The 22,175-nt window shown below is 72.9% G+C and carries 19 protein-coding genes; 4 read left to right on the top strand and 15 right to left on the bottom strand.

Annotation, left to right across the window (positions count from 1 at the left end; translation table 11 throughout):
• Window positions 1–39: 39 nt before the first annotated feature.
• The 11 genes from ABZ939_RS29610 to ABZ939_RS29560 all read right to left on the bottom strand — a co-directional run bounded on the left by ABZ939_RS29610 (window position 40) and on the right by ABZ939_RS29560 (window position 15,051).
• Complete coding sequence (locus ABZ939_RS29610) at window positions 40–2,496, bottom strand: vWA domain-containing protein (RefSeq protein ID WP_361861703.1); 2,457 nt, start codon at window positions 2,494–2,496, stop codon at window positions 40–42.
• Window positions 2,497–2,502: 6 nt separating this feature from the next.
• Window positions 2,503–2,949 carry a Pycsar system effector family protein gene (locus ABZ939_RS29605; RefSeq protein WP_361861701.1) on the bottom strand — a complete coding sequence of 149 codons (447 nt, stop codon included), beginning with the start codon at window positions 2,947–2,949 and terminating at the stop codon, window positions 2,503–2,505.
• A 107-nt stretch (window positions 2,950–3,056) separates the two neighbouring features.
• Window positions 3,057–4,406: a hypothetical protein gene (locus tag ABZ939_RS29600; RefSeq protein ID WP_361861698.1), complete on the bottom strand. Its 1,350-nt coding sequence runs from the start codon at window positions 4,404–4,406 to the stop codon at window positions 3,057–3,059.
• Window positions 4,403–6,781: a hypothetical protein gene (locus tag ABZ939_RS29595; RefSeq protein WP_361861695.1), complete on the bottom strand. Its 2,379-nt coding sequence runs from the start codon at window positions 6,779–6,781 to the stop codon at window positions 4,403–4,405. The genes ABZ939_RS29600 and ABZ939_RS29595 overlap by 4 nt, the downstream gene beginning before the upstream one ends.
• Window positions 6,778–7,605 (bottom strand): hypothetical protein, encoded by an 828-nt coding sequence (locus tag ABZ939_RS29590; RefSeq protein ID WP_361861692.1) that lies wholly within the window; start codon window positions 7,603–7,605, stop codon window positions 6,778–6,780. Before ABZ939_RS29590 ends, ABZ939_RS29595 begins: the two co-directional genes overlap by 4 nt.
• Before the next feature lie 76 nt (window positions 7,606–7,681).
• Window positions 7,682–8,404 carry a Crp/Fnr family transcriptional regulator gene (locus ABZ939_RS29585; RefSeq protein ID WP_361861829.1) on the bottom strand — a complete coding sequence of 241 codons (723 nt, stop codon included), beginning with the start codon at window positions 8,402–8,404 and terminating at the stop codon, window positions 7,682–7,684.
• A 229-nt stretch (window positions 8,405–8,633) separates the two neighbouring features.
• Window positions 8,634–11,186, bottom strand: a complete 2,553-nt coding sequence (locus ABZ939_RS29580) for a polynucleotide kinase-phosphatase (protein WP_361861690.1) — start codon at window positions 11,184–11,186, stop codon at window positions 8,634–8,636.
• Entirely contained in the window at window positions 11,183–12,703 is a 1,521-nt protein-coding gene (locus tag ABZ939_RS29575) for a 3' terminal RNA ribose 2'-O-methyltransferase Hen1 (RefSeq protein WP_361861687.1), read from the bottom strand. The genes ABZ939_RS29580 and ABZ939_RS29575 overlap by 4 nt, the downstream gene beginning before the upstream one ends.
• A gap of 81 nt (window positions 12,704–12,784) precedes the next feature.
• Window positions 12,785–13,699, bottom strand: coding sequence for a homocysteine S-methyltransferase (mmuM, locus tag ABZ939_RS29570; protein WP_361861684.1), 915 nt, complete (start codon window positions 13,697–13,699; stop codon window positions 12,785–12,787).
• Window positions 13,700–13,724: 25 nt separating this feature from the next.
• Window positions 13,725–14,648, bottom strand: coding sequence for an LLM class F420-dependent oxidoreductase (locus ABZ939_RS29565; RefSeq protein WP_361861681.1), 924 nt, complete (start codon window positions 14,646–14,648; stop codon window positions 13,725–13,727).
• A 28-nt stretch (window positions 14,649–14,676) separates the two neighbouring features.
• Window positions 14,677–15,051: a nucleotide pyrophosphohydrolase gene (locus tag ABZ939_RS29560; protein WP_361861678.1), complete on the bottom strand. Its 375-nt coding sequence runs from the start codon at window positions 15,049–15,051 to the stop codon at window positions 14,677–14,679.
• Between the two features lie 136 nt (window positions 15,052–15,187).
• On the opposite strand from ABZ939_RS29560, the gene ABZ939_RS29555 reads away from it, so the two are divergent.
• From ABZ939_RS29555 to ABZ939_RS29545, 3 genes are all read left to right on the top strand, one after another.
• Complete coding sequence (locus tag ABZ939_RS29555) at window positions 15,188–16,681, top strand: MFS transporter (RefSeq protein WP_361861675.1); 1,494 nt, start codon at window positions 15,188–15,190, stop codon at window positions 16,679–16,681.
• A gap of 58 nt (window positions 16,682–16,739) precedes the next feature.
• The gene (locus ABZ939_RS29550; RefSeq protein ID WP_361861672.1) at window positions 16,740–17,285 is read left to right on the top strand and encodes a helix-turn-helix domain-containing protein; all 546 of its coding nucleotides are present in this window, start codon (window positions 16,740–16,742) and stop codon (window positions 17,283–17,285) included.
• Window positions 17,286–17,525: 240 nt separating this feature from the next.
• Window positions 17,526–17,744 carry a hypothetical protein gene (locus ABZ939_RS29545; RefSeq protein ID WP_361861669.1) on the top strand — a complete coding sequence of 73 codons (219 nt, stop codon included), beginning with the start codon at window positions 17,526–17,528 and terminating at the stop codon, window positions 17,742–17,744.
• 56 nt (window positions 17,745–17,800) lie between these two features.
• Here the strand turns inward: ABZ939_RS29545 and ABZ939_RS29540 are convergent, their stop codons facing one another.
• The 4 genes from ABZ939_RS29540 to ABZ939_RS29525 form a co-directional block, all read right to left on the bottom strand.
• The gene (locus ABZ939_RS29540; RefSeq protein ID WP_361861666.1) at window positions 17,801–18,295 is read right to left on the bottom strand and encodes a DUF6099 family protein; all 495 of its coding nucleotides are present in this window, start codon (window positions 18,293–18,295) and stop codon (window positions 17,801–17,803) included.
• Between the two features lie 306 nt (window positions 18,296–18,601).
• Window positions 18,602–19,816 (bottom strand): ATP-binding protein, encoded by a 1,215-nt coding sequence (locus tag ABZ939_RS29535; protein WP_361861826.1) that lies wholly within the window; start codon window positions 19,814–19,816, stop codon window positions 18,602–18,604.
• Between the two features lie 205 nt (window positions 19,817–20,021).
• Window positions 20,022–20,447 (bottom strand): cell division protein SepF, encoded by a 426-nt coding sequence (locus tag ABZ939_RS29530; RefSeq protein ID WP_361861663.1) that lies wholly within the window; start codon window positions 20,445–20,447, stop codon window positions 20,022–20,024.
• Between the two features lie 64 nt (window positions 20,448–20,511).
• Complete coding sequence (locus ABZ939_RS29525) at window positions 20,512–20,967, bottom strand: Lrp/AsnC family transcriptional regulator (RefSeq protein WP_329114786.1); 456 nt, start codon at window positions 20,965–20,967, stop codon at window positions 20,512–20,514.
• 116 nt (window positions 20,968–21,083) lie between these two features.
• Between ABZ939_RS29525 and ABZ939_RS29520 the strand changes: the two genes are divergently transcribed.
• The gene (locus ABZ939_RS29520; protein ID WP_361861660.1) at window positions 21,084–22,145 is read left to right on the top strand and encodes an asparaginase; all 1,062 of its coding nucleotides are present in this window, start codon (window positions 21,084–21,086) and stop codon (window positions 22,143–22,145) included.
• Window positions 22,146–22,175 lie beyond the last annotated feature (30 nt).

The following is a 22,175-nucleotide window of genomic DNA, read 5'->3' as shown; positions in this document are numbered from 1 at the left end:
GTCGTGTCTCCCCTTGGGACCCCGTGGTGCGCGGTCCGGTCAGAAGTTCGGGTCCCATGTGCTGGTGGTCGTGGGCTGCTCGGGGCGGCCCGTGTCGGTGCCGGACGTACGGCTCCGGTCGCGGCCCGTGTCGCGGTCGCGGCCGGTGTCGCGGTCGCCCGATGCGGGGGCGCGGCGGGTGACGCGGTCGCGCCAGCCGGACGCACCGCGGGTGCGGGTGCGGCCCGAGCCCGTCGAGCGGCCGGTGCCACCCGCGCCGCCGGCTCCCGCCGGACCGCCGCGAGCGGTGCGGCGGCCGTCACCGACGACGAGTTCGAAGTCGTCGAGCCCGGCCGGCACCCCGGGCCGTACGCCGAACTCCCGCCCGCCGTGCGGGCGCAGCAGCAGTTCACCTGCGCCCGTCCGGCGCAGCCGGTGGGCCGAGGACGCGCCGCGAGCCCGGCGCAGCGCGGGGGCCGCCCCTCGTGCCTCCTCGATCGTGAAGAGGTACTCGCCGCCGCTGCTCTGGCCGTTGCGGACGCTGAGCGTGCTGAGGACCTGTCCGTCCCGGAGGAGTTCGAGCCGGACCCCGGTCAGGTCCTTGCGACGGCGCCGGGCGGCCAGCCGGACACCCACGACGGCGCCGGCGAGCAGGACGGCCGCCGCCACGCCGACCACCGCCCACCACCAGCGGTCCCACCAGGTGGGGGGCGCCTCGACGCGGACGTCGAGGAAGGCGGTGTCGAGGACCCGGCCGGCGTCCTCGGGGTCCAGGACCTCGACCAGGCCGCCGAGTTCGCCGACGGGGGTGCCCTTCCCCACGGTGACGGTGAAGTCGACGCGGGTCTTCCGGCCGGCTTCGGCGGTGACCGTGGCCGGGGACACCTTCAGGTCGGAGCCGGCCGTCTGGTCCTTCAGTGCGAGGCGCAGCGTGTGCGGACCGCTGTCGTTGTTGGTGACGTCGAGGGTGCCCCGCACCGTGGCTCCGGGGTGCACGGTCACCCGGTCGACGGTGAGCCCGGCGGTGACGGCGGGGGTGCCCTCCGACCTCGTGGTGTTCAGCGGGCGGCGGTCCGAAGTGACCCCGGGCGCCGCCATGTTCGCGATGAGTGCCAGGTCTCCGGTGGCGGTGGCCGGGACGGTGATCCGGCCCGTGAACCGGACGTCGCCGGCCCGGCGGTCGGGGGCGCGCCCGTCGTCGGCGAGGCGGACGGTGACCGGGGTGAAGCCGGCGCCGCTCAGCACGGCGGAGACATTGATGCCCTCCAGCTGCTTGGGGTCGGTGATGACGACGCCGCGCCTGGTCTGCATCCGTACCTCCACGACGGCCTCCTGGCCGGCGCGCGGGGAGGCGGGGTCGAGGGTGACCTCGGAGCGCAGCCTGCCCTGCCAGATCGCCCGGACGGCGACCTCGCGGTCCCGGTGGCCCTCCGGGGCCTCGACGTGGACGCGCCAGCGGCCGGGCATCGGGTTCTTGACGCGCAGCGCCTCGACCGGGCCGTCCTGTCCGCTGACCTCGAAGGTGGAGCCGTCGAACTCGCCCTGGGTGGGCACCTTGCGGCCGCTCGGGTCGTAGTAGGTCACCCGCACCTTGGGGTCGTGCTTGCCGACCGTGAGCGAGCCGTCGGTGGCGATGGGCGGGATGGTGACGGACAGGTCGGCGGGCGGCTTGCCGACGGTGCCGTGCGCGATCCGCGCGCAGCGGGCGGCCGCGAAGGTCTCCTGGAGCGCCTTGTCGATCTCCGCCGCGGTGTCGACCACCCGCATCCTGGGGGTGGCCTCCGCCAGGTCGGCGCAGCGGCCGCGGTGGCCGCCCTCGGCCATGGCGGTGAGTGCCGCGCGGTCGATCTCGCCGCCGAAGCCCAGGGGCCAGATCTGGACGGACGCCGCCCGGGCGCGGGCGAGTTCCTCGGCGAGCCGCTTCTCGCCGTTCGCCTGCCGGTTGGCCTTGTCGGTGCCGTACTCCGGGCTGTCGCTCACGTCGAGCTTGCCGTCCGTGAGCAGGAAGACGACCTTGGGTGTGTTCGTACGGCCGCCCTCGGTGAGCCGGGAGACGGCCTGGCGGATCGCGGCGGGGAAGTCGGTACCGGGGCCCATGCCGGCGGCGTCCCGCCGGGTCAGCTGCGGGACGCAGTCGCTGAGGCTCTGGCGCCCGGCCGCGTCGGCGACGGTGAGCGGGCAGACCTCCCGTACCGGGGACTGACCGGCCTTCTCGGAGCTGCCGAAGCCGATGACGGTGGCCCGGGAGCGTTCGGATATCTCACCCTGGCTGAGGAGGGCGGCCGCCTCCGTCTCCAGGGCCAGATCCTTGTCCGCGAGGCTCGCCGACTGGTCCACGACGACGGCGAAGTCGATCGGGTCCGGACCGTCCGACGGTTCCGTCGGCGCGGTCGTGGCGTTCGGCGCCGCGGGGGTCCGCGGGCTTGCCGCGTCCGCGCCGGTGGGGCCCGTCGGACCGGAGAGCGCCAGCAGCGCGCCGGCCAGGAGCAGGACGCCCCCCGTGTTTCTCCACTGCATCGTCTCTCACCACAGTTCGCTGAAGAGGGCCGGCAGGGCGCCGAGCACGAGGGAGCAGACGCCCAGGCGCAGCCACCGGTATTTCGCGGCGAGCACGACACCGTGCACGCTCGCCTGTTCGAGGAGCCAGCCGGTGGCGTCGTCGCCGGACGCCGTGAGCCGTACGCGCAGGGCGTCCGAGGACGTCCCCGCCGTCAGGTCCCGCAGGAGGGTGCGGTCGGCTCCTGTACGGGTGCGGGGCAGGACCACCGAGACGAGCATCAGGACCCCGGCCGTCCACAGCGTCCCGGCCACGAGGAGCAGGGCGAGGTCCGTGCCGGACGAGGGCAGCGGGCCGCGGTCCCGGGAGAAGACCACCGCGAGGAAGGCGAGGGCGCCGGAGAGCAGGATCGCCGCCTTGGTGTCGGCCCGGCCGATGTCCTCGCGGACGTCGGCCAGGAGCCGGTCTGCCATGAAGCGCAGGTCGGCGGGGTCGGGGGCGGAAGACGGCGCCGGGGTGGGCGCGGGGGGCGGGGAGGATGTCGGGGGCGGGGAGGGCGCCGGGACCGGCGCGGGCGTGGTCATTCGGAGTCCCAGTCGTCGAAGTCGGAGCTGGGCCGGGAGCGGGGCTGCCGGCCCCGGCTGTCGTAGCGGTCGCGTTCGTCCCGGTCCCGCTCGGAGGACGACTGGACGCGGGTCGGCTCGTACACCGGCCGTTCGCCCGAGTCCCGGTCGCCGCCCCGTTCCCCCTCCCGGTACGCGTTCCGGGTGCCCTCGTCGGCGTGGGCGTCCGCGTCCTCGTCCCCGTAGGCGTCGGCGTCCCAGGGCGGCAGGACCGGTTCGGGCAGCCCCCGGTCCAGCGCCGCCCGCCTGCGGTCGGGCCCGGGCGGGTTGAGGACGTGTCCGGCGACGCCGCCGAGCACGGTTCCGGTGCTCTCCCGCAGGAACTCCAGTACCTGGTACATCGGTTCGCCGATGTCGTGCCGTTCGAGGACGCCCGTGTCGAGGAGCCGGTTGAAGACAGCGAGGAAGTCGGCCTGGCCCTCACGCTTCTCCTGCTGGAGTTCGCGCCTGATGTCCCACTGCTTGTCGGGATTCATCGCCATGTGGTGGGCGATCTGCGCCAGGTCGCCGCGCCGGAAGAGCTCTTCGAGATCGCGGGCGCGCTCGGCGACCAGCCGCCTCTCGGCCGCCTCCTTGAGACGCTGCTGCTCCATCTCCCGCTCGTCGACCTGCATGGTCACGCCGACCATGTCGCGCTTGCCGATGGCGTCCTTGATGGCGTCGTCCAGGTCGATGAAGACGAGGACGCGGGTGCGCAGCCCGAGATCCGCGCCGAGGCTGAACCGTCCGGAGCTCAACTCGTCCCGTACGGCCTCGTCGGCGCGCTGGGCGTCGGTCAGCCGGAACCTGCGGGACACCGCGCGCAGGCCGTCGAGGAGGTCGTCGCGCAGCAACTCGGCGACGTCCCAGACCTGTTGGGTGACGACGAGGTGCGGGTCGGCGACCTCCCACTGCACCCGGGCGGCGGCCTTGAAGAAGACGCCGTCGCCGGAGGCGGGCAGGGCGAGCTCGAACTCGGTGACGTTACGGCCGAGCTGGACCTCGAAGACGGTGTACGGCGACCCGAGCAGGGGCTTGTTGGTGTCCTCGTGGTGATCGGGCCACATGACCCGGTGGCCGCCGTTGCGGTAGAGGAGGACGGCCGCGATCTGGCCGCTCTCCCGCTTGTACGGGGGCTTGCGCTCGCGGAGCAGCGGGCCCCCGGGCCCCTGACGCCCCGGTCCCTGCCCCTTCCTCCCCTGGCCCCTGCCCTGACCTTGGACCTGACCCTGACCTCGGCCTTGGCCCTGTCCTTGGCGCTGCCCCTGGCCCTGGCCCTGGCCTTGGCGTCCGCCGGGCTGACCGCCCCCGTTCCGCGGGTCGTTCATCGCGTCGCTCCTTCCGCCACGGCGTCCCACATCCGGCCCGCCGCGCGTTTGTCCATGGGCCGGTCCCGGTCGCCGACCAGCTCCTTCAGCAGCCCCCGCAGCCGATCCCGGTCCCTGCGGCTCACACCGAGCAGCGGCAGCAGCCCGCAGACGTGACCGAGCGCCTCCTCGTCCTTGGCCGCGCGGCGCAGCAGGCTGCCGAGCCCGTCGAGGGCGGCCTCCCCGGAGCGCGCCGTGTTGAGCGTGTGACGCAGCAGGGCGCCCAGCTCCGGCGCGAGTGCGGGCCGGGTGGCGAGCAGCGCGACGAGCAGCGGCCGTGCGGCGTGCGGTTCCAGCTCGGGCACGTCGCGCAGCCCCCACAGATGGGTGGTCCGGAACGTCAGGGTGTTCAGCAGGGAGACGAGGACCATGTTGGCGAGATTGAGCCGCCCGTCCTTGAGCCACTCGGCCATCCGCCTGGTCACGGTCTCCGGCTCCCCCGAGGCGAGGAGCCTGACGACGCTGAACGCCGCCGCGGAGATGACCTCCACGTCGGTCGCCTCGCGCCCGCGCACCACCCGTGCCAGCGCGTCGAGCGAACCGCTCACGGTGCCCGCCGCCAGCATGTAGCCGTGGGTGAGCAGGACCACGTCGCGGAGCCCGTCGTCCTCGCCGGACGCCCACTGCTTCAGGACGGCGACGACGGCGGGCCGCACCCGCGGATCGCGCGCGGCCTCGGCGAGCGCGGTGGCGGCGGCCATCCGCGGTACGGCGCCGTCCATGGTCGCCATCGGGGCGATCAGTTCGCCGAACCCGTGGATCCAGTCCCAGGAGCAGAGCACTCCGGCGGCGATGGACGACCGGACCCACACCTCCGGACGCGGGTCGTCGCACAGCGAGCGGAGCCAGCGGGAGACCGGGCCGCGCACGTTGTGGTAGCCGTGCCAGACCTCGCCCAGGACGGCGGTGGCCAGCGCGTCGCCCTGGAAGCGGATCGCCCGCACCGGGACCTTGGCCGGCCCGAGGTCGAGCTCGCCGTCCTCCAGGACGGAGCGGGCGAGCACCGGACGGCTGTCGGCGTGGGTGCCGAACAGCCTGCGGCCCGGCGGGTGTTCGGGGTCGAGTGTGGAGCTGAGCTCCCAGGCGAGGAGTTGGGCGGCCTCGGCCGCGATGCTGTACGCCGAGCCGTTGAAGACGGCGACGGCGATACGGAAAGCGGTGGCGTCGAGGGCCGGCTGCGCCTCGGGCAGGGTGCCGGGCCGGTCCGCGCCGGCGAACCAGGCGCGCGCCTGGGCCCGTACGAACGCCGAACAGTCCTCCAGGAGCTCCTCGTCGGTGAGCTCCTCCTTCTGCCGCCGGGCCAGATGGTCGGCGAGCCGGGCGGCCTCGCGCGGGCGCAGGGCGTCGAGCCCCAGGGCCTTGGTCACCTCGGGCCGTCGGGCGAGCGCCCGCGCGGCGTCGAGGGCCCCCGCGGGCTCGCCGCGCAGCAGCTGCCGCAGATGACGGTGGAGGACCTCGTCGGAGGGCGGCGGCGGGCAGTACATCCCGTACCGTCCGCGCATCAACCGGTCGGCCAGGTCGCCGCTCTCGACGAGGACGACGCCGAACGCCTCCTGCTCCTGCAGCTGCCGGCTGAACCGGTCGAGGTGCAGTTCGGAGAGCCGGACGCGGGCACGGGCGGCCCTGCCACGGGGTTCGTCGCGGCCGCGGCGCGGCTCGTGCTCGGGCCGGGCGTCGTCGGACGGCAGCTCCAGGAGGTGGCCGCAGGCCCGCTCCAGCACCTCGGTCTCGATCTCGTCGACGCGGTGGCGGGGGTCGAGGCGGGCGACCTTGTGGTCGGTGAGCTCGGAGAGGAGGGCGAGGGCGGTGGCCTTGCGGCCGCTGCCGCTCTCGCCGCACAGGACCAGGAGGCGGGTCTCCCGCAGGAGTTCCCGCATCCGCACGTAGCCGGGCACCTCGCAGTAGATGTCGTCCAGGTGCTGGAGGGTCTCCTCGGGCACGCGGCCCGTCACGAAGTCGGATCGAGTGCCGGGGCTCGACCAGAACTGGGTGAAGAACTGGTTGCCCTCGAATATCTGGCCGTCGCGGCCGATGTCGTAGGTGCGGCCGGAGGGGCGCGGCGCGAGCGTGCGCAGGGCGGCGCGCGCGGTGTCGGCGCCTCCGGTGCCGCCGACGCCGTCGAGCGGACTGCGGCCGGCCCGGTCGAAGGGGTTGGCCTCGGGCGGCTGTTCGCCGGCGCCCGCGCCATCGGCCCGGTCGCCGTCGGCCCGGTCGCTGCCGGACCTGGCACCGCCCGCCGCTCCCCCCGCTCCTGCGGAGTCTCCCCGGTCACCACCGGAGGAGGCGCCGTCGTCCTTGGGCTCGTCCTGGGCCGGGGAGCCGTCCTCGTCGCTCATGCGCCCTCCCCGTTCCGGATGCCGGTGATTCCGCCGTGGATGGTGTTGTCCTTGATCACCAGGAGGTCACGACCTGCGTGGTACCGGTCGCCTCGCGTCGGCCCGAGCGGGGTCTCGGTGGGCGGTGGGCCGTCCCCCCGCGACGGCCCACCGCCGGTCTCGGAGTCACCACTGCCGTGTCCGGCGTCCCCGCCGTCCCGCTCGTCGAACGGCGGCAGCGGCGGCGCCGTTCTGCGGGGGATGTGGAACCAGGCGGTCTCGTCGGTCTCCTTGGAGCGCACCCGGGCCTGCCGGTAGTGCCCCGGCTCCACATAGCGGCCGCCTTCCACGACCACGTTGTCGTAGAGCCAGTCGGAGACGACGACGAGCAGATCGGCATCGGGCGCGGCGGTCATGATCTGCTTGGCCGTGGGGCTGTCGCAGAGCCGGCAGGCCAGGTCGACCGCCCGGCCGACCAGGCCGTGGCCGTCCTCCAGGACGAGTCCCGCGTTCATGCCGACCCGCATCCGCAGCCGCTCGCGGCGGCCCGCGTTGTGCTCGCGCAGGCACTCGTACAGGGTGTCGATCCACCGTCCGACCATGAACGCCGGCGGGACCTCCGGGCGCAGCGCCCCGAGGATGCCGTCGCCCCGGTCCTCCTGGTGGACCGTGCCCGGTTCGACGCCGATGGCGGCGTACGCCTCGCCGAACGCCTCGTACATGGCGGCGCGCATCCGGCGCTTCGCGTCCATGCTCCAGGTGCCCGATCCGACCGCGTCACCGAAGACGACGAGACGGTGGATCGCACCCGCACTCGCTCCCGCGCTCGCTCCCGCACTGCTCACTCGGACTCCCTGTGTGCCGTGTTGCCGTGGTGACGGGTCAAGCCTGGCCGCGCGCGGCGGCCGGCGATGTAGCCGTTTACACACCCGGCGGAGGTTTCTCCGCCGTTTTCGTGTGGGGTGATCCGCCCTGGGCCAGCAGCACAAGGACGGGCATGTCGATGACGACCACACGGCGGTTCGCCGTGCGCACGACGTCCTGTTCCCGCAGCAGCCGGAGGGCCTTGGCGACGGCTTCCCTGGTGGCTCCTATGGCGGCCGCCAGGTCGTGCTGGGGAAGGGGAAGTTCGAGTACGGTGCCGGCGTCCGCGCGCCGGCCAGCCCGCTCGGCGAGCTCGACCAGGCGTGCGGCAAGCCGCTGGAGCACGGTCTCGGACGCGAGGGAGCGGCGCTCGACGTCGGCGCTACGGAGCCGGGCGGAGAGCTGCCGCATGATCAGCGAGGTGGCGTGCGGATGGGCGGCGAGGAAGCGCCGGAAGCGGTCGCCGGAGATGGAGACGGCCTCGACGCGGCCGAGGGCGGTGACGGTGGCGCTGCGCGGTCGGCGGTCCACCGCGGCGAGATCGCCGACCACCTCGCCCGCGCCGCGCAGGGCGAGGATGAGGCGGGTGCCGCGCTCGGTCTCGACCGAGACGACGGACCAGCCCGACATCAGCGCGAGGACGTACGCGGTGGTGTCCCGTTCCCGGATCATCACCTCGCCGGGCTCGTAGGCGCGCGGGGTCCCCTCGGCGAGGAGCGTCCGGCGGTCCCGGTCGGGCAGGGCGTGGAGGAAGGAGCGGTCCTGGCCGAACAGACTCACCGTCACTCACCCCCGCCCACCTGCGAAGCCCTGGCAGCCACGTGGGGACCGTGCCCGCGCGTCCGTGTGTTTGTTCCCACCTCAAGTGACGTATGCAGTCACACTATTGACACTGCGTCACGTCGTGGGGTGAAGAACGCTAGGGGCTGCCGAAGAGGCCCGTCAACGAGCACGGGGGGCGCAGGGGAGCGCAGCTATCCATTCCCCTGCGCCCCCCGTGGTGCGCCTGTCACAGACGCGGGTCCACCGGCTCGGACTCCAGTGCGAGCACCGCGAAGACCGCCTCGTGCACCCGCCAGAGGGGCTCGCCCTCCGCGAGCCGGTCCAGCGCCTCCAGGCCCAGCGCGTACTCGCGCAGCGCGAGCGACCGCTTGTGGCCGAGGAAGCGGTTCCGCAGGCGCTCCAGGTTCTCCGGACGGGTGTACTCGGGACCGTAGATGATCCGCAGGTACTCCCGGCCGCGGACCTTCACGCCCGGCTGGACGAGCCGGCCGTCGGCGCCCCGCACGAGCGCCGCGAGCGGTTTGACGACCATGCCCTCGCCGCCCGCCGTCGTCATCTCCAGCCACCAGTCGACACCGGCCCGCACGGACGCCTCGTCGCCCGTGTCGACCACGAGCCGTCGCGTGACCTGCAGCAGACCGGTCGGGTCGGATTCGACCAGCCGGTCGAGCCACCCGAGCTGCTCGTCGTGCGGCACGGCCGCCAGCGAGCGGCCCCGCGCGGCGAGGATCTGGAACGGCGCGAAGCGGACACCCTCAAGACCCTGCGTCGGCCAGCAGTACCGGCGGTACGCCTCGGTGAACGCCTCGGCGTCCACCGCCCGTTCGCGCTGCTTGGCGAGGAGCGCGTCCACCCCGCCCACGCCCCGGGCCGCCGCCTGCTCCAGTGCGCCGAGCGCACCGGGGAACACGGCGCGGGAGGCCGCGCCGACCGCCGCGTACTGCGAGCGCAGCAGCCCGGCGGACTTCAGCGACCACGGCATCAGCTCGCCGTCGAACAGCAGCCAGTCCGTGTCGAGCTCCTCCCACAGCCCGGCGGCGGTGATCGCCACCCGCAGCCGCTCGAGGACCTGCTCGGTGACGGTTTCGTCGTCGAAGAACGGCCGTCCGGTGCGGGTGTGCAGCGAGCCGGTCACTCCGGCGACCCCGAACCGCTCGCGCGCCACGCCCTCGTCCCGGCAGACCAGCGCGACGGCCCGCGAGCCCATGTGCTTCTCCTCGCACACCACCCGCTCGACCCCGTCGGCCGCGTACTGCGCGAAGGCCTCGGCCGGGTGTTCCAGGTAGCCGTCCTCCTTCGACGTGGCCGTGGGCGCCATCGTCGGCGGCAGATGGGCGAGCAGCCGTGGATCGACGGCGAACCGGCTCATGACTTCGAGCGCGGCGGCCGCGTTCTCCTCCCGTACGGAGACGTTGCCCATCTGCCGGGTCTCCACGATCCGGCGTCCGTGCACGTCGGCGAGGTCCAGCGGGCGGCCCTCGTGCCCGCCGGGCGCCTCGGTGGCGAGCGGCCTGGCCGGCTCGTACCAGACCTTCTCCGCCGGTACGTCGACCAGTTCACGCTCCGGCCAGCGCAGCGCGGTCATCTTCCCGCCGAACACCGCGCCCGTGTCGAGGCAGATGGTGTTGTTGACCCACGAGGTGTTCGGGACCGGGGTGTGGCCGTAGACGACCGTGGCCCGGCCGCGGTACTCCTCCGCCCACGGGTAACGCACCGGAAGCCCGAACTCGTCGGTCTCCCCCGTCGTGTCCCCGTACAGCGCGTGCGAACGCACCCGGCCGGAGGTCCGGCCGTGGTACTTCTCCGGCAGACCGGCGTGGCAGACCACGAGCCGGCCCTCGTCGAGGACGTAGTGGCTGACGAGCCCGTCGATGAACGCGCCCACCTCGGCGCGGAACTCCTCCGTCTCCCGGCCCAGCTGCTCGATGGTCTCGGCGAGGCCGTGCGTCTCCTGGACCTTGCGGCCCTTGAGCCAGCGGCCGAGCTTGTTCTCGTGGTTCCCGGGCACACAGAGCGCGTCACCGGACGCCACCATGGACATCACGCGGCGCAGGACGCCCGGGCTGTCCGGTCCGCGGTCGACGAGGTCACCGACGAAGACGGCCGTACGCCCCTCGGGGTGGTGGCCGTCCACATAGCCGAGCTTGGCGAGCAGGGTCTCCAGCTCGGAGCGGCAGCCGTGGATGTCGCCGATGATGTCGAAGGGGCCGGTGAGGTGACGCAGGTCGTTGAACCGCTTCTCCAGGACGACCTCGGCCGCCTCCACCTCCTCGACGCTGCGCAGCACGTGCACCTTGCGGAAGCCCTCGCGCTCCAGACCGCGCAGCGAGCGGCGCAGTTCGCGGCGGTGGCGCTGGACGACATGGCTCGGCATGTCCGCCCGGTCGGGTCGCCCCGCGTTGCGGGCCAGGCACACGTCCTCGGGCAGGTCGAGGACGATCGCGATGGGCAGCACGTCGTACCGGCGGGCCAGCTGTACGAGCTGGCGCCGGGCCTCCTGCTGCACGTTGGTGGCGTCGACGACGGTCAGCCGGCCGGCTTCCAGTCGCTTGCCCGCGATGTAGTGCAGGACGTCGAAGGCGTCCTTGCTGGCGCTCTGGTCGTTCTCGTCGTCGGCGACGAGGCCGCGGCAGAAGTCGGAGGAGATGACCTCGGTGGGCTTGAAGTGGCGCTGCGCGAAGGTGGACTTGCCGGAGCCGCTCGCACCGATGAGGACCACGAGGGACAGGTCGGTTACGGGCAGCGTGCGGGTCTCGGCGGTGTCGGTGGTGTCGGTCATGCCTGCTCCTCCTTCGAGGTCGGGGTCGGTGTCCGGGCCAGGGTGGGGGTCGGGGTCTCGGTCGGGGCCGGGGTCTCGGCGTTCTGCGTGAAGACGGCCATCTGCGTGGGCGGACCGACCTCGGGGTCGTCCGGGCCGACGGGGGTGAACTCGACGCCGTATCCGTACTGCTCGGCGACGCGTTCCGCCCAGGTGCGGAACTCCTCGCGGGTCCACTCGAAGCGGTGGTCGCCGTGCCGGACGTGTCCGGCCGGGAGGGACTCCCAACGGACGTTGTACTCGACGTTCGGCGTGGTCACGAGGACCGTCCGGGGTCGGGCCGAGCCGAACACGGCGTACTCCAGCGCGGGCAGCCGCGGCAGGTCGAGGTGTTCGATGACCTCGCTCAGGACGGCCGCGTCGTAGCCGGTGAGCCGCTTGTCCGTGTACGTGAGCGAGCCCTGGATCAGCTTCACCCGGCCGGCCTGCCGCTCACCGAGCCGCTCCAGCCTGAGCCGACGTCCGGCGATCGTCAGGGCGCGTACGGACACGTCGACGCCGACGATGTCGGTGAAGCGCACGTCCTTGAGCAGCGCCTGCACCAACTGGCCCTGCCCGCAGCCGAGATCGAGCACGCGGGTCGCGTCGGCGGCACGCAGCGCGGCGAGGATCGCCTCCCGGCGCTGCTCGGCGAGCGGCACCGGCTTCTCTTCCGTGTCGGTCGTCTCGTCGACCGCGTTGTCGACGTCGTCCACGTCCAGGTCGTCGCTCTCGGCGAGGCGCACCAGCTCCAGGCGCTCCATGGCCGCCCGCGTCAGGCCCCAGCGGCGCGACAGATAACGGCTGGTGATCAGCTTCTGCTCGGGGTGGTCGGCGAGCCAGCCGTCACCGGCGCGCAGCAGCTTGTCGACCTCGTCGGGCGCCACCCAGTAGTGCTTGGCGTCGTCGAGGACCGGCAGTAGGACGTAGAGCTGGTTGAGCGCGTCGGCGAGCCGCAGCTCCCCTTCGAGGACGAGCCGCACATAGCGGGAGTCGCCCCACTCGGGGAACGCGGTGTCCAACGCGACCGGCTCCGCCTCGACGGTGTCCCAGCCGAGCGGGCCGAACAGCTTGCCGACCAGCTCGGCCCCGCCGCGCGACGGGAGCGCCGGCACCTCGATGCGCAGGGGCAGCGGCGCGGCGGCCCGCTCGGGCATCGCCTTGCAGCTCCCGCGCAGGGCGCTCTTGAAGACCGTGGACAGGGCGACGGCGAGCAGCGAGGACGCGGCGTAGGGCCGGTCGTTCACGTACTGCGCGAGTGCGGCGTCCGGGGCGCCGCCCCGGCCCTTGCCCTTGCCACGGCGCACCAGCGCCACGGGGTCGATCTCGAGGAGGAGCGCGGCCGTGCACCGCTCGGCGGTCGCCTCGGGGTAGAGGACGTGCGCCGTGCCGTGCGAGGTCGAGAACGTCTGCGCGTTGTCGGGATGCTTGTGCAGCAGAAAGCCCAGATCGGTCGCGGGACGTTCGGGGGTGCCGGTCGTACTGATCGTCAGGAACACACGTCCGAGTATGGTCCGCCGTTCCCCCTCCGACCAGGCATTTTCCTAGGGGCTGTCCGGCCAGGATCCGCCGGACAGCCCCTAGCCCTCCGCGGGATCCGCGAGGGCGGCGGCCAGCGCGGCGATCCGCTCGGGGCCCACGCGGCAGCAGCCGCCGAGCAGCCGGGCCCCGGCCGCGGGCCACTCCCGCATCCGCCCCGGGTCGAAGGATCCGCTCCCACGCCACGCCCGGGCCTCGGCGTCCCACACCTCACCACTGTTGGGGTAGACGACCACCGGCTTCCCCGTCGCCGCGGCGGCGATCTCCACGGCCCCGCCCGCGTCCTCCGGCTCGCAGCAGTTGACCCCGACCGCGATCACCTGGTCATTGCCCGCCGCGAGCGCGAACGCCTCCGTCAGCCGCTGCCCGGCGCGCGTCCGCTCCCCGGCGATCGTGTACGAGAGCCAGACCGGCACGCCGCATCCCTCGACGGCCCTGAGCAACGCCTCGGCCTCGTCGACGTCGGGCACCGTCTCCAGGGCCAGCACATCGGGCCCCGCCGCCGCGAGCGCCTCGACGCGGGGCCGGTGGAACCGCTCCAGCTCGGCCACGGTCAGCCCGTACCGGCCGCGGTACTCACTGCCGTCGGCGAGCATCGCCCCGTACGGGCCGACCGACCCGGCGACCCACACCTGCTCGGCGGCCCCCTCCGCCGCCGCCCGGCCCAGCTCCACGCTGCGTCCGAGCAGCCGCGCGGTCTCGGCCCGATCGATGCCGCGCCGGGCGAAGCCCTCGAAGGTGGCCTGGTAGCCGGCGGTGATCAGCACCCGGGCGCCCGCCCGCACGTACGCCGTGTGCGCGGCCGCGATCTGTTCGGGCCCGTCGGCGAGCAGCCGGGCCGACCACAGCTCGTCGCGCAGGTCGCAGCCCTGCGCCTCCAACTGGTTGGAGAGCCCGCCGTCGAGGACGAGTACGTCGTCGGCGAGCGCCTCGGCGAGGGTGCGCGCGTGTGCCATCGGGTGTCCTTCCCTCGGGTCGGCCTCAGCCCAGCTGGGACTGGACCTGGGCGGAGATCAGCTCCAGGTGGTCCAGGTCGTCCAGGTCGAGGACCTGGAGGTAGATCCGGGACGATCCGATCGCCCCGTACCGGCCGATCTTGTCCACGACCTCGGCGGGCGAGCCCGCCAGGCCGTTCGCCTTCAGCTCCTCCACCTCGCGCCCGATGGCCGCCGCGCGGCGGGCCACCTCGGCGTCGTCCTTGCCGACGCAGACCACCAGGGCGTTGGAGTACACCAGGTCGTCGGCGCGGCGGCCGGCGGCCTCGGCGGCGGCCCGGACACGTCCGAACTGCCGCTCACTGTCCTCCAGCGAGGCGAACGGGATGTTGAACTCGTCGGCGTACCGTGCGGCGAGGCGCGGGGTGCGGCTCGCGCCGTGCCCGCCGATGAGCACCGGGATCCTCTCCTGGGCCGGCTTGGGCAGCGCGGGCGAGTCGACGAGCTGGTAGTGCTCGCCCTCGTAGGAGAACGTCTTGCCGATCTCGGTGCCCCACAGGCCCGTGACGATCGCCAGCTGCTCCTCGAGCCGTGCGAACTTCTCCTTGGGGAACGGAATCCCGTACGCCCGGTGCTCCTCCTCGAACCAGCCCGCCCCCAGGCCGAGTTCGACCCGGCCGCCGGACATCTGGTCCACCTGGGCCACCTGGATGGCCAGGACGCCGGGAAGGCGGAAGGTACCGGCGGTCATCAGGGTGCCGAGACGGATCCGGTTGGTCTCCCGGGCCAGGCCGGCCAGCGTGATCCACGCGTCGGTGGGCCCAGGCAGGCCGTCGGCGGCTCCCATGCTGACGTAGTGGTCGGAGCGGAAAAAGGCGTCGAAGCCGAGTTCCTCGGTGGCCTTGGCGACCGTGAGCAGGGTGTCGTAGTCGGCCCCTTGCTGGGGCTCCGTGAAGATTCGAAGATCCATACCTCCATCCTGCACCGCCGGGTGCTCGTCAACCTCTTTCATCGGCCTCCGTGGACCCTCCCGTGGCCCCTCCCCGGGGCGGGCCTGCCGGGAAGCGGACCTCGTTCCGGTCGATCTTCGCCGCCAGTGCGGCGAGCGGATCGACGCCGAGCACCCCGCAGAACTGGAGCAGATACGCCAGCACGTCCGCGACCTCGTCCTCGACCCGGTGCGCCCGCTCCGGGTCGTCCATCACCCGGTCCGCCTCGTCGGGCGTCAACCACTGGAAGATCTCCAGCAGTTCGGCCGCCTCGACACTGAGCGCCGCTGCCAGGTTCTTCGGCCGGTGGTACGGCTGCCACTCCCGTGCGGCCGCGAACTCGGCCAGCCTGCGCTGCAGTCCCGCTACATCCAGTTCCGTCACGGCACCAGGTCTACCACCGACACCCGGGCGTCAACTGCTGCGGGCACACCGACGATTGCTAACCGGGGACACTCCCTGTATCTTCCGAGAGAACCGTGGAGTATCCCCGTTTAGCTGTCGAGGAGTTGCCCAAGCCATGAGTGAAGAGACCGTCACCAGCCCCGCGAGCCGCCGCCGGCCTCATCAGGGCGGCTCGGCGAACCGCCGCCCCGGCGCGGTGCTCGCCATCGTGCTCGCCCTCCAGACGATGCTCATCCTCGACGTGAACGTGGTGAACATCGCCCTCCCCGACCTCAAGGAGGCGCTCGACTTCACGCCGACCGGGCTCTCCTGGGTCCTCAGCTCCTACTTACTGACCTTCGGCGGACTGCTGCTGCTCGGCGGCCGCGCCGGAGACGTGCTCGGACACCGCCGGGGCATGCTCGTCGGCGTCACGGTGTTCACCCTCGCCTCGCTGCTCGGCGGCCTCGCCGACTCGGCGGGGACGCTGCTCGCCGCCCGCGCCCTGCAGGGCGTCGGCGCCGCCGTCGCGGCGCCCACCGTGCTGGCGCTGATCGCCACCCACTTCACCGACGGCACGTCCCGGGCGCGCGCCCTCGGGCTCTACGCTGCGGTCTCCGGCTCCGGCGCCGCCGTCGGCCTGATCGGCGGGGGCCTGCTGACGGACTGGCTCTCCTGGCGCTGGGTGCTCTTCATCAACGTCCCGATCGGCGTCGCGCTGCTGATCGCGGCCCCGATGTTCATCCATGAGACCGAGCGCAAGCCCGCCCGCTTCGACCTCGGCGGCGCCCTCACCTCGACCGTCGGAACGACCGCACTGGTCTACGGCTTCATCCGGGCCGCCGAGAGCGGCTGGAGCGACATCCTGACCCTCGGCTCCTTCACCCTCGCCCTCGTCCTGCTCGCACTCTTCGTCTTCATCGAGACCCACGCCAAGCAGCCGATCACCCCGCTTCGACTGTTCGCCGACCGCAACCGCGCGACCGGCTACCTCTCGCTGCTGTTCGTCATGGCGGCCGGGAATGCCCTGTTCTTCTTCCTGACCCAGTTCCTCCAGGAGGTTCGCGGCTTCACCCCGATCCAGGCGGGTCTGGCGTTCGTGCCGCTGGCCGTGCTGATCCTCGCCGCGTCCAGCATCGCCGCGAAGGCGCTGCCCAAGGCCGGCCCGCGCGTACTGACCGCCATCGGCGCCGCGGCCATCAGCGTCGGCCTGATCTGGTTCGCCGGGATCACCCCCGAGGCCGAGTACGGCTCCGCGCTGCTCGGCCCGATGCTCGTCGCAGGTCTGGGCATGGGCACCCTACTCGTCGGTGTCACCACCATCCTGATGTCCGGCGTCGCACCGGAGGAGACCGGCGCCGCGTCCGGTCTGCTCAATGTCATGCAGCAGATCGGTGGCGCGCTCGGCTTGGCCATCATGGTCACCGTGTTCGGCGCCGCGAGCCGCGGCGCGGCCGACGAGGTCCCGGCCGGCCTCGACGCCAAGGGCACGTCGGACTTCGTCCTCACCGAGGGCGTCACCACCGCGTTCGCCTGGGGCGCCGGATTCACCGCGCTCACCATCCTGCTGACCCTCCTCATGCGCACCGCCCCCTCGGGCGCAGAGAAGTCCGACGCGGAGGCGGGATAGAATACGGGGTCACACCCCGGTTTGAACCATCCAGCCCCGGCGAGGAGAAGAACGCCCGATGCGCGCAGATGCCCGCCGCAACTACGAGCGACTCCTGTCCGAGGCCAGGAAGGCTTTCGACAAGCACGGCATCCACACCTCGCTCGACGACATCGCCCGGCAGGCGGGGCTGGGCAACGCGACGCTCTACCGCCACTTCCCGACCCGGGAGAGCCTGCTGGAAACGATGCTCCGCGACAGCATCTCCCAACTCGACGACACCGCACGGGGGTTGCTGACCACCGAGCCCGCGGGAGCCGCGCTGGCGACCTGGGTACGGGCGGCGGTGGCCCATGCCACCACATACCGGGGTCTCGTGACGATGCTGATGGACAGCCTCAAGGACGAGACGTCCGAACTGAACAGCGCCTGCACGTCGATGCAGTCGTCCGGCAAGCACCTGCTGGAGCGGGCGCAGCAGGCCGGGGAGGTACGGGGCGACACCACGGCCTCCGAGCTGTTCGCACTGATCGCGGCCGCGGCCTGGACCCGGGAGCACGCCCCCGACGAGGCCGACCAGGTGCTGACCGTCCTCATCGACGGCCTGCGGCCGCCACGGCACTGACGGCGCCGACCGCCCGGGCTGTCAATCCTTCCGTCAGCATCCGCTCCGCCCCTGCACGGTCGGGTGAATACCGGCCTCCTGGCGAGGCGCGTCCCGCCAGGCCAGTGACCGTGGCCCGGCACCCGTCGTTGGCTCGGGCGGAGCCGGACCGCCCGGCCCGCGCGCCGGCGGCCGCTGCCGGTGTGTCGTTCTCACGTGTGGCCCTCCCTCACGGGACGGGCCTGGGCCGAGGAGGCCGCCATGTCCCAGGAAGCCGCGCCTCAAAGGGCGATGCCCGAGCAGCCGGTGCAGCAGTCCGTGCCCGAGCAGAAGGGCGCCGGCGCCCCCAAGGGCCTGCTGCAGCAGATGGAGGAGCTGATGGCGGCGCTCAACGCCGATCTGTCGCAGCTCGACGCCGACCTTCAGTCCTCGGCGGACCGCCATGAGGCCCGCGCCGAGGGCGAGCCCCGCACGGACTGACAGCGCCCCGGCCGCCCACCGCCCGTTTCCCCGGTCGCCGTTCCCGCGGTTCCCGTTCATGACGGCCCCGCCGGGCCCGCTCGCCCCCGGGCGGCATCGGGCGGCCGGTCCCGCTCCCGCACGGCGAGCCGGCGCAGCATCCCCCGCACCCGGTCGTTCGACTCGTCGGCGGCGTCGATCGCCTCGATGCACTGCCAGTACAGGCCCTCCTCGTCGGTGACACAGGCCACCCCGACGAGAGCGATGCCCACCTCTCCGAGCAGCGCGCTCAGCGCGGTCAACGCCACACGCGTGTCCCCGACCTCGGTCAGCCGAGTGGCCCTCAATCCGCCGATGCGCAGCGCGGGATGGTCGACCGCCCCCGGCCCACCCGCGACCTCGCTCAACCCCCGCGCCTCGCCCCGCACCTCCAGCGGTCCGCAGAGCGCGAGATGACTCCCTATCGCCTGGGCGAGGGCCTGCGCCTGCCATGCCTCCGCCACGATGTCCAACGCTTCCACGCTCCGCGCCAGCGCGTTCCGCCCCGTCGCGATCAGTCGCTCCGCTTCCATCGACGCCGCCCCCGTTCGTACGACTTACTGCCTACTCACTCCACTACCCAGAGTGAAGGCGCCTGAGCCCAAACGCCAGAGGAATTCGGAAATCTCTGGACAGGAAGCTCGATGGGGAAAACCTGATCACTCCGAAGAGTGACGATGACCGTCCTCGGCGGCACTCGTGGACCGTTCTGGGGCCGACCGCCGCGGACGCGGATCTCGTTCCGGTCGAACATCACCGCCGACGCGGACCGCGAACTCGGCCCGTCCGCAGGGCAGTCCGCAGGCCCGTCCGCAGGGCAGTCCCCCTCCCCTCTCAGGTCACGGCCGCAGCTCCACGACCGAGACCCCGGGCATCTCCCGCGCGCTCGCAGCGGCCGACTCCCCGACGGTGGCCACGAGTCTGATGTGTCCACCGGCACAGATGGTCGTGGCGAGGCCGAGCAGTTCCGTGAGCTGCCGACGGTCAAGACCCCGGTCGCAGCCGTCCGCGAGAACGGTCAGCGTCCGCATGGCGTCCGGGACTTCGGCGAGCTGATCCATGGCGAGCACGCCCGGTCCTGTGAGGAGGACGAGGGCGAGGGCGAGATAGCGGAGCTCCCCGTCACCGAGCCGTCCCAGCGGGGTGGCCGTCGGGCGCGGCATGGCGGGGGAGGCACCCGCGCCGGCCCGGACGTACGCCGCCCCGGCCTGCGCGACCGCGCGTTCCAGCACCGCCCGTACCCTCCCGTCCGCAAGCTCCTCGACACCGACCCCGGTCACGGTCCCGGCGCAGCCCGCGCCCGCGACCGAGGCCAACCGGGCATGCCGGCGCGGGCAGTCGGTGCGGGTGCGGTGCAGCACCTCCGCGAGGTTGTCGCAGCCGCGCCGCAGCCGACCCTCGCCCGCCGGAACCGGTGCGCGCATCAGATCCGGCTGAGGGTCGCAGACGAAGACGGAACGCAGCGCGACCACCACCTGCTCGGCCGCCGCAAGGACCTCCAACTGCCCCTTCGTCTTGCCCGCGACCCGCAGGGGCAGCAGGGCCGTGCCCAACAGGTCGTCGGGGAACGGTGCCCGTGTGACGGGGGTGGCCCCGGCGGTGTGCCATTCGGCCTGGACGGCGTCGCGGCCCGGATCGCGGAGGGCGGTGGCGAGCAGCGTGCGGCCGCGGCAGGTGAGCCGTTCGCCGACGATACGGAGCCGGGGTTCGGCCTGTACGGCGAGGTCGAGGTGGACGGGGCCGGCCGGGCCGTCGACCGTGCATCCGATCCTGAACCCCCGCCTCCCCTGGGCATCGGGCCTGGCCCGTTCGGGAACGCAGTCGGCCGCGTCGGGAAAGGCGGTGGCCAGGTCGTCTCCCGCGCCCAGCCGCGCCAGCGCCTCGTACGCCCGCAGAGCGCTGGACTTCCCGCTCCCGCTCGCCCCGGCGAACAGCGTCACGGGCCCGAGGGGATGGATGGCCGCGCGGTGGGAGGCGAAGGCCGAGAGACGCAGTTCGGTGAGGGCGGGGCGAGCGGGGCGTCGTGTGGAACCGCCGATGAGCTGCCGCATCATGTCGCGCGAGGGCTCGTGCGCGGAGTGCGCCGAGCGTCCGGAGTGCGCGGAAGCTCGTACGGAGTCGCGTGCGGGACCGGGCACGACGGCGGTGGCGAGGGAGGTGGCGGAAGCGTCGGAATCGGGCGTAAGGCCGCCGGTGGAGTGCATGATCGGACCGTACGCAGACCGGTGTATGACGAACCGTTACACCGTGATGACCTTCCTACGATCGGGGGACGGTGATCCCCGCGCCGTCGTCCTGCGACTCCGTGTCCGGCGCGCCCTCGACCTCGGTGCCGGCCGGGGTCAGGAGGAAGACGTTGCGGTCGACCCGGTGCATGGCGCTGCCGAGTCCGAAGACGACACCGCTGCTGAAGTCCAGGATGCGCTTGGCGACTTCGGTGTCGGCGCTGGTCAGGTCGAGCAGCACCGGGATCTGGGCGATGAGGTATTCGGCGACCTCGCGGGCGTCGGCGAAGACCTGCACACGCAGGACCACCATGCGGCGCTGCTCGGCGTCCTCGTACGGGTCGGGCATCGCGCGGTGGTCGACCCTGGACGGCCATTCGTCACGGCCGCGCAGGGGCACGACCTGGGCCAGGCCCTCCCACTGCTCGTCGGTGACGTCGTACCTCTCGTACCTACTCATGCACCCATCCTCCCGCCCCTCACCCGTTCGGCCCAACAGCGACACGAACGACTCGGCCGGCACCTCAGCGTTCGACCGGCAGGCCGCGCGGTTCCTTGATCCGCTTCATGATGATCTGCGAGTTGACCTCGGTGACTCCGGTCAGTGAGGTCAGCCGCTCGATCCAGAGGCGTTCGTACGCGGCGAGGTCGGCGACCGCGATCCGCAGCAGGCAGCCGGGGCTGCCGAAGAGGCGGTGCGCCTCGATGACGTCGGGGATGTCCCGCAGCGCCTCCTCGAAGGCCTCGACGGTCTCCCGGTCGCGCCGGACCTCGATCGAGACGAGCACCTCGAAACCCCGCCCGACCGCCGCCGGGTCGATGACCGCGCGGTAGCCCTGGATCACCCCGTCCTCCTCCAGCTGCCGCACCCGCCGCAGGCAGGCCGAGGCGCTGAGGCCGACGCGCTGGGCGAGCTCCAGATTGGTCAGCCGACCGTCCTCCTGAAGCTCACGCAAGATACTGCGATCGATCCTGTCCATGACGCAATTATGCACGCCGAAATTCATGATTCCGGGCCTGAATCCGCAATCACATTCGATACAAGCTGTCCTATCGTTGCGAGGGCGACGACCTTCGACCTCCGGGACACATAGACATGCAGTGGACACGCGACGACCGGCCCCGCCGGATCACCCTCATCAGCACCGGCGGCACCATCGCCAGCCGCTGGCAGGGCACCGGGTACGCCGCCGACGCGTCCGGCGACGACGTCCTGGCCACCTCCGCCCTCCCGGAGGGCGTGACGGTCGAGGTCGTGGACCTGTTCAACGTCAACAGCTCCCGGATGACCAGCGCCCGCCAGCTGACGCTGCTGCGCGCGGTCCACGCGGCCCTCGCCGACCCCGACGTGGACGGTGTCGTGGTCACGCACGGCACGGACACCCTGGAGGAGTCGGCGTTCTTCCTGGACCTCCACCACTCCGACCCGCGACCGGTGGTCTTCACCGGCGCACAGCGCCCGCTGGGTACGGGCGACGGCGACGGCCCGGGCAATGTGTACGACGCCCTGCAGGTCGCCGCCTCGGTACGTGACCTGGGCGTGCTCGTCGTCTTCGACGGCCGGGTGCACGCGGCGCGCGGCACGGTGAAGACGCAGACCCTGGCGGCCGACGCGTTCGCCGACCCCTCCGAGCACGACCTCGGGAAGGTCGGATTCGGCAGCGTGGACATACGCCGCAGCCCCGACCGCCCCACGCCCCTGCCGCTCCCCACGGCCGTCACCGCGACCCCGCCCCGGGTCGACATGGTCATGCACCACAGCGACGGCGACCCGCTCTTCCTGAAGACGTCCGTCGCGGCGGGCGCCCAGGGCGTCGTGCTGGTCGGCACCGGCGCGGGCAACGCCACTCCCGAGATCGCCGAGGCCGTCGAGGACGCCGTCGCCCAGGGCGCGCTGATCGCCCTCAGCACCCGGGTCGCCGCCGGTCCGGTCGCGGAGATCTACACGGGCGGCGGGGCCGTGGACCTGGTCGCCGCCGGCGCGGTCCCGACCGGATCGCTGCGTGCGGGTCAGGCCCGCATGGCCGTCCTGGCCGCCCTCCTGTCCGACGTCACCCCGGACCGCCGCCCCGCGCTGCTGCACGGCCTGCTGAACGGCCCCACCCGGGCCGAACCCGCCCTGACGGCGGCGGGCTCCCGCTTCTCCGGCGGCTCCTGACCACGCGCCGGCGTCCGTCCCCTTCCCCTC

Source organism: Streptomyces sp. NPDC046712 (genome assembly GCF_040645695.1).
GTDB lineage: Bacteria > Actinomycetota > Actinomycetes > Streptomycetales > Streptomycetaceae > Streptomyces.
The sequence above is the reverse complement of the archived record's forward strand: the minus strand, read 5'-3'. Positions and strand labels throughout refer to the sequence as shown.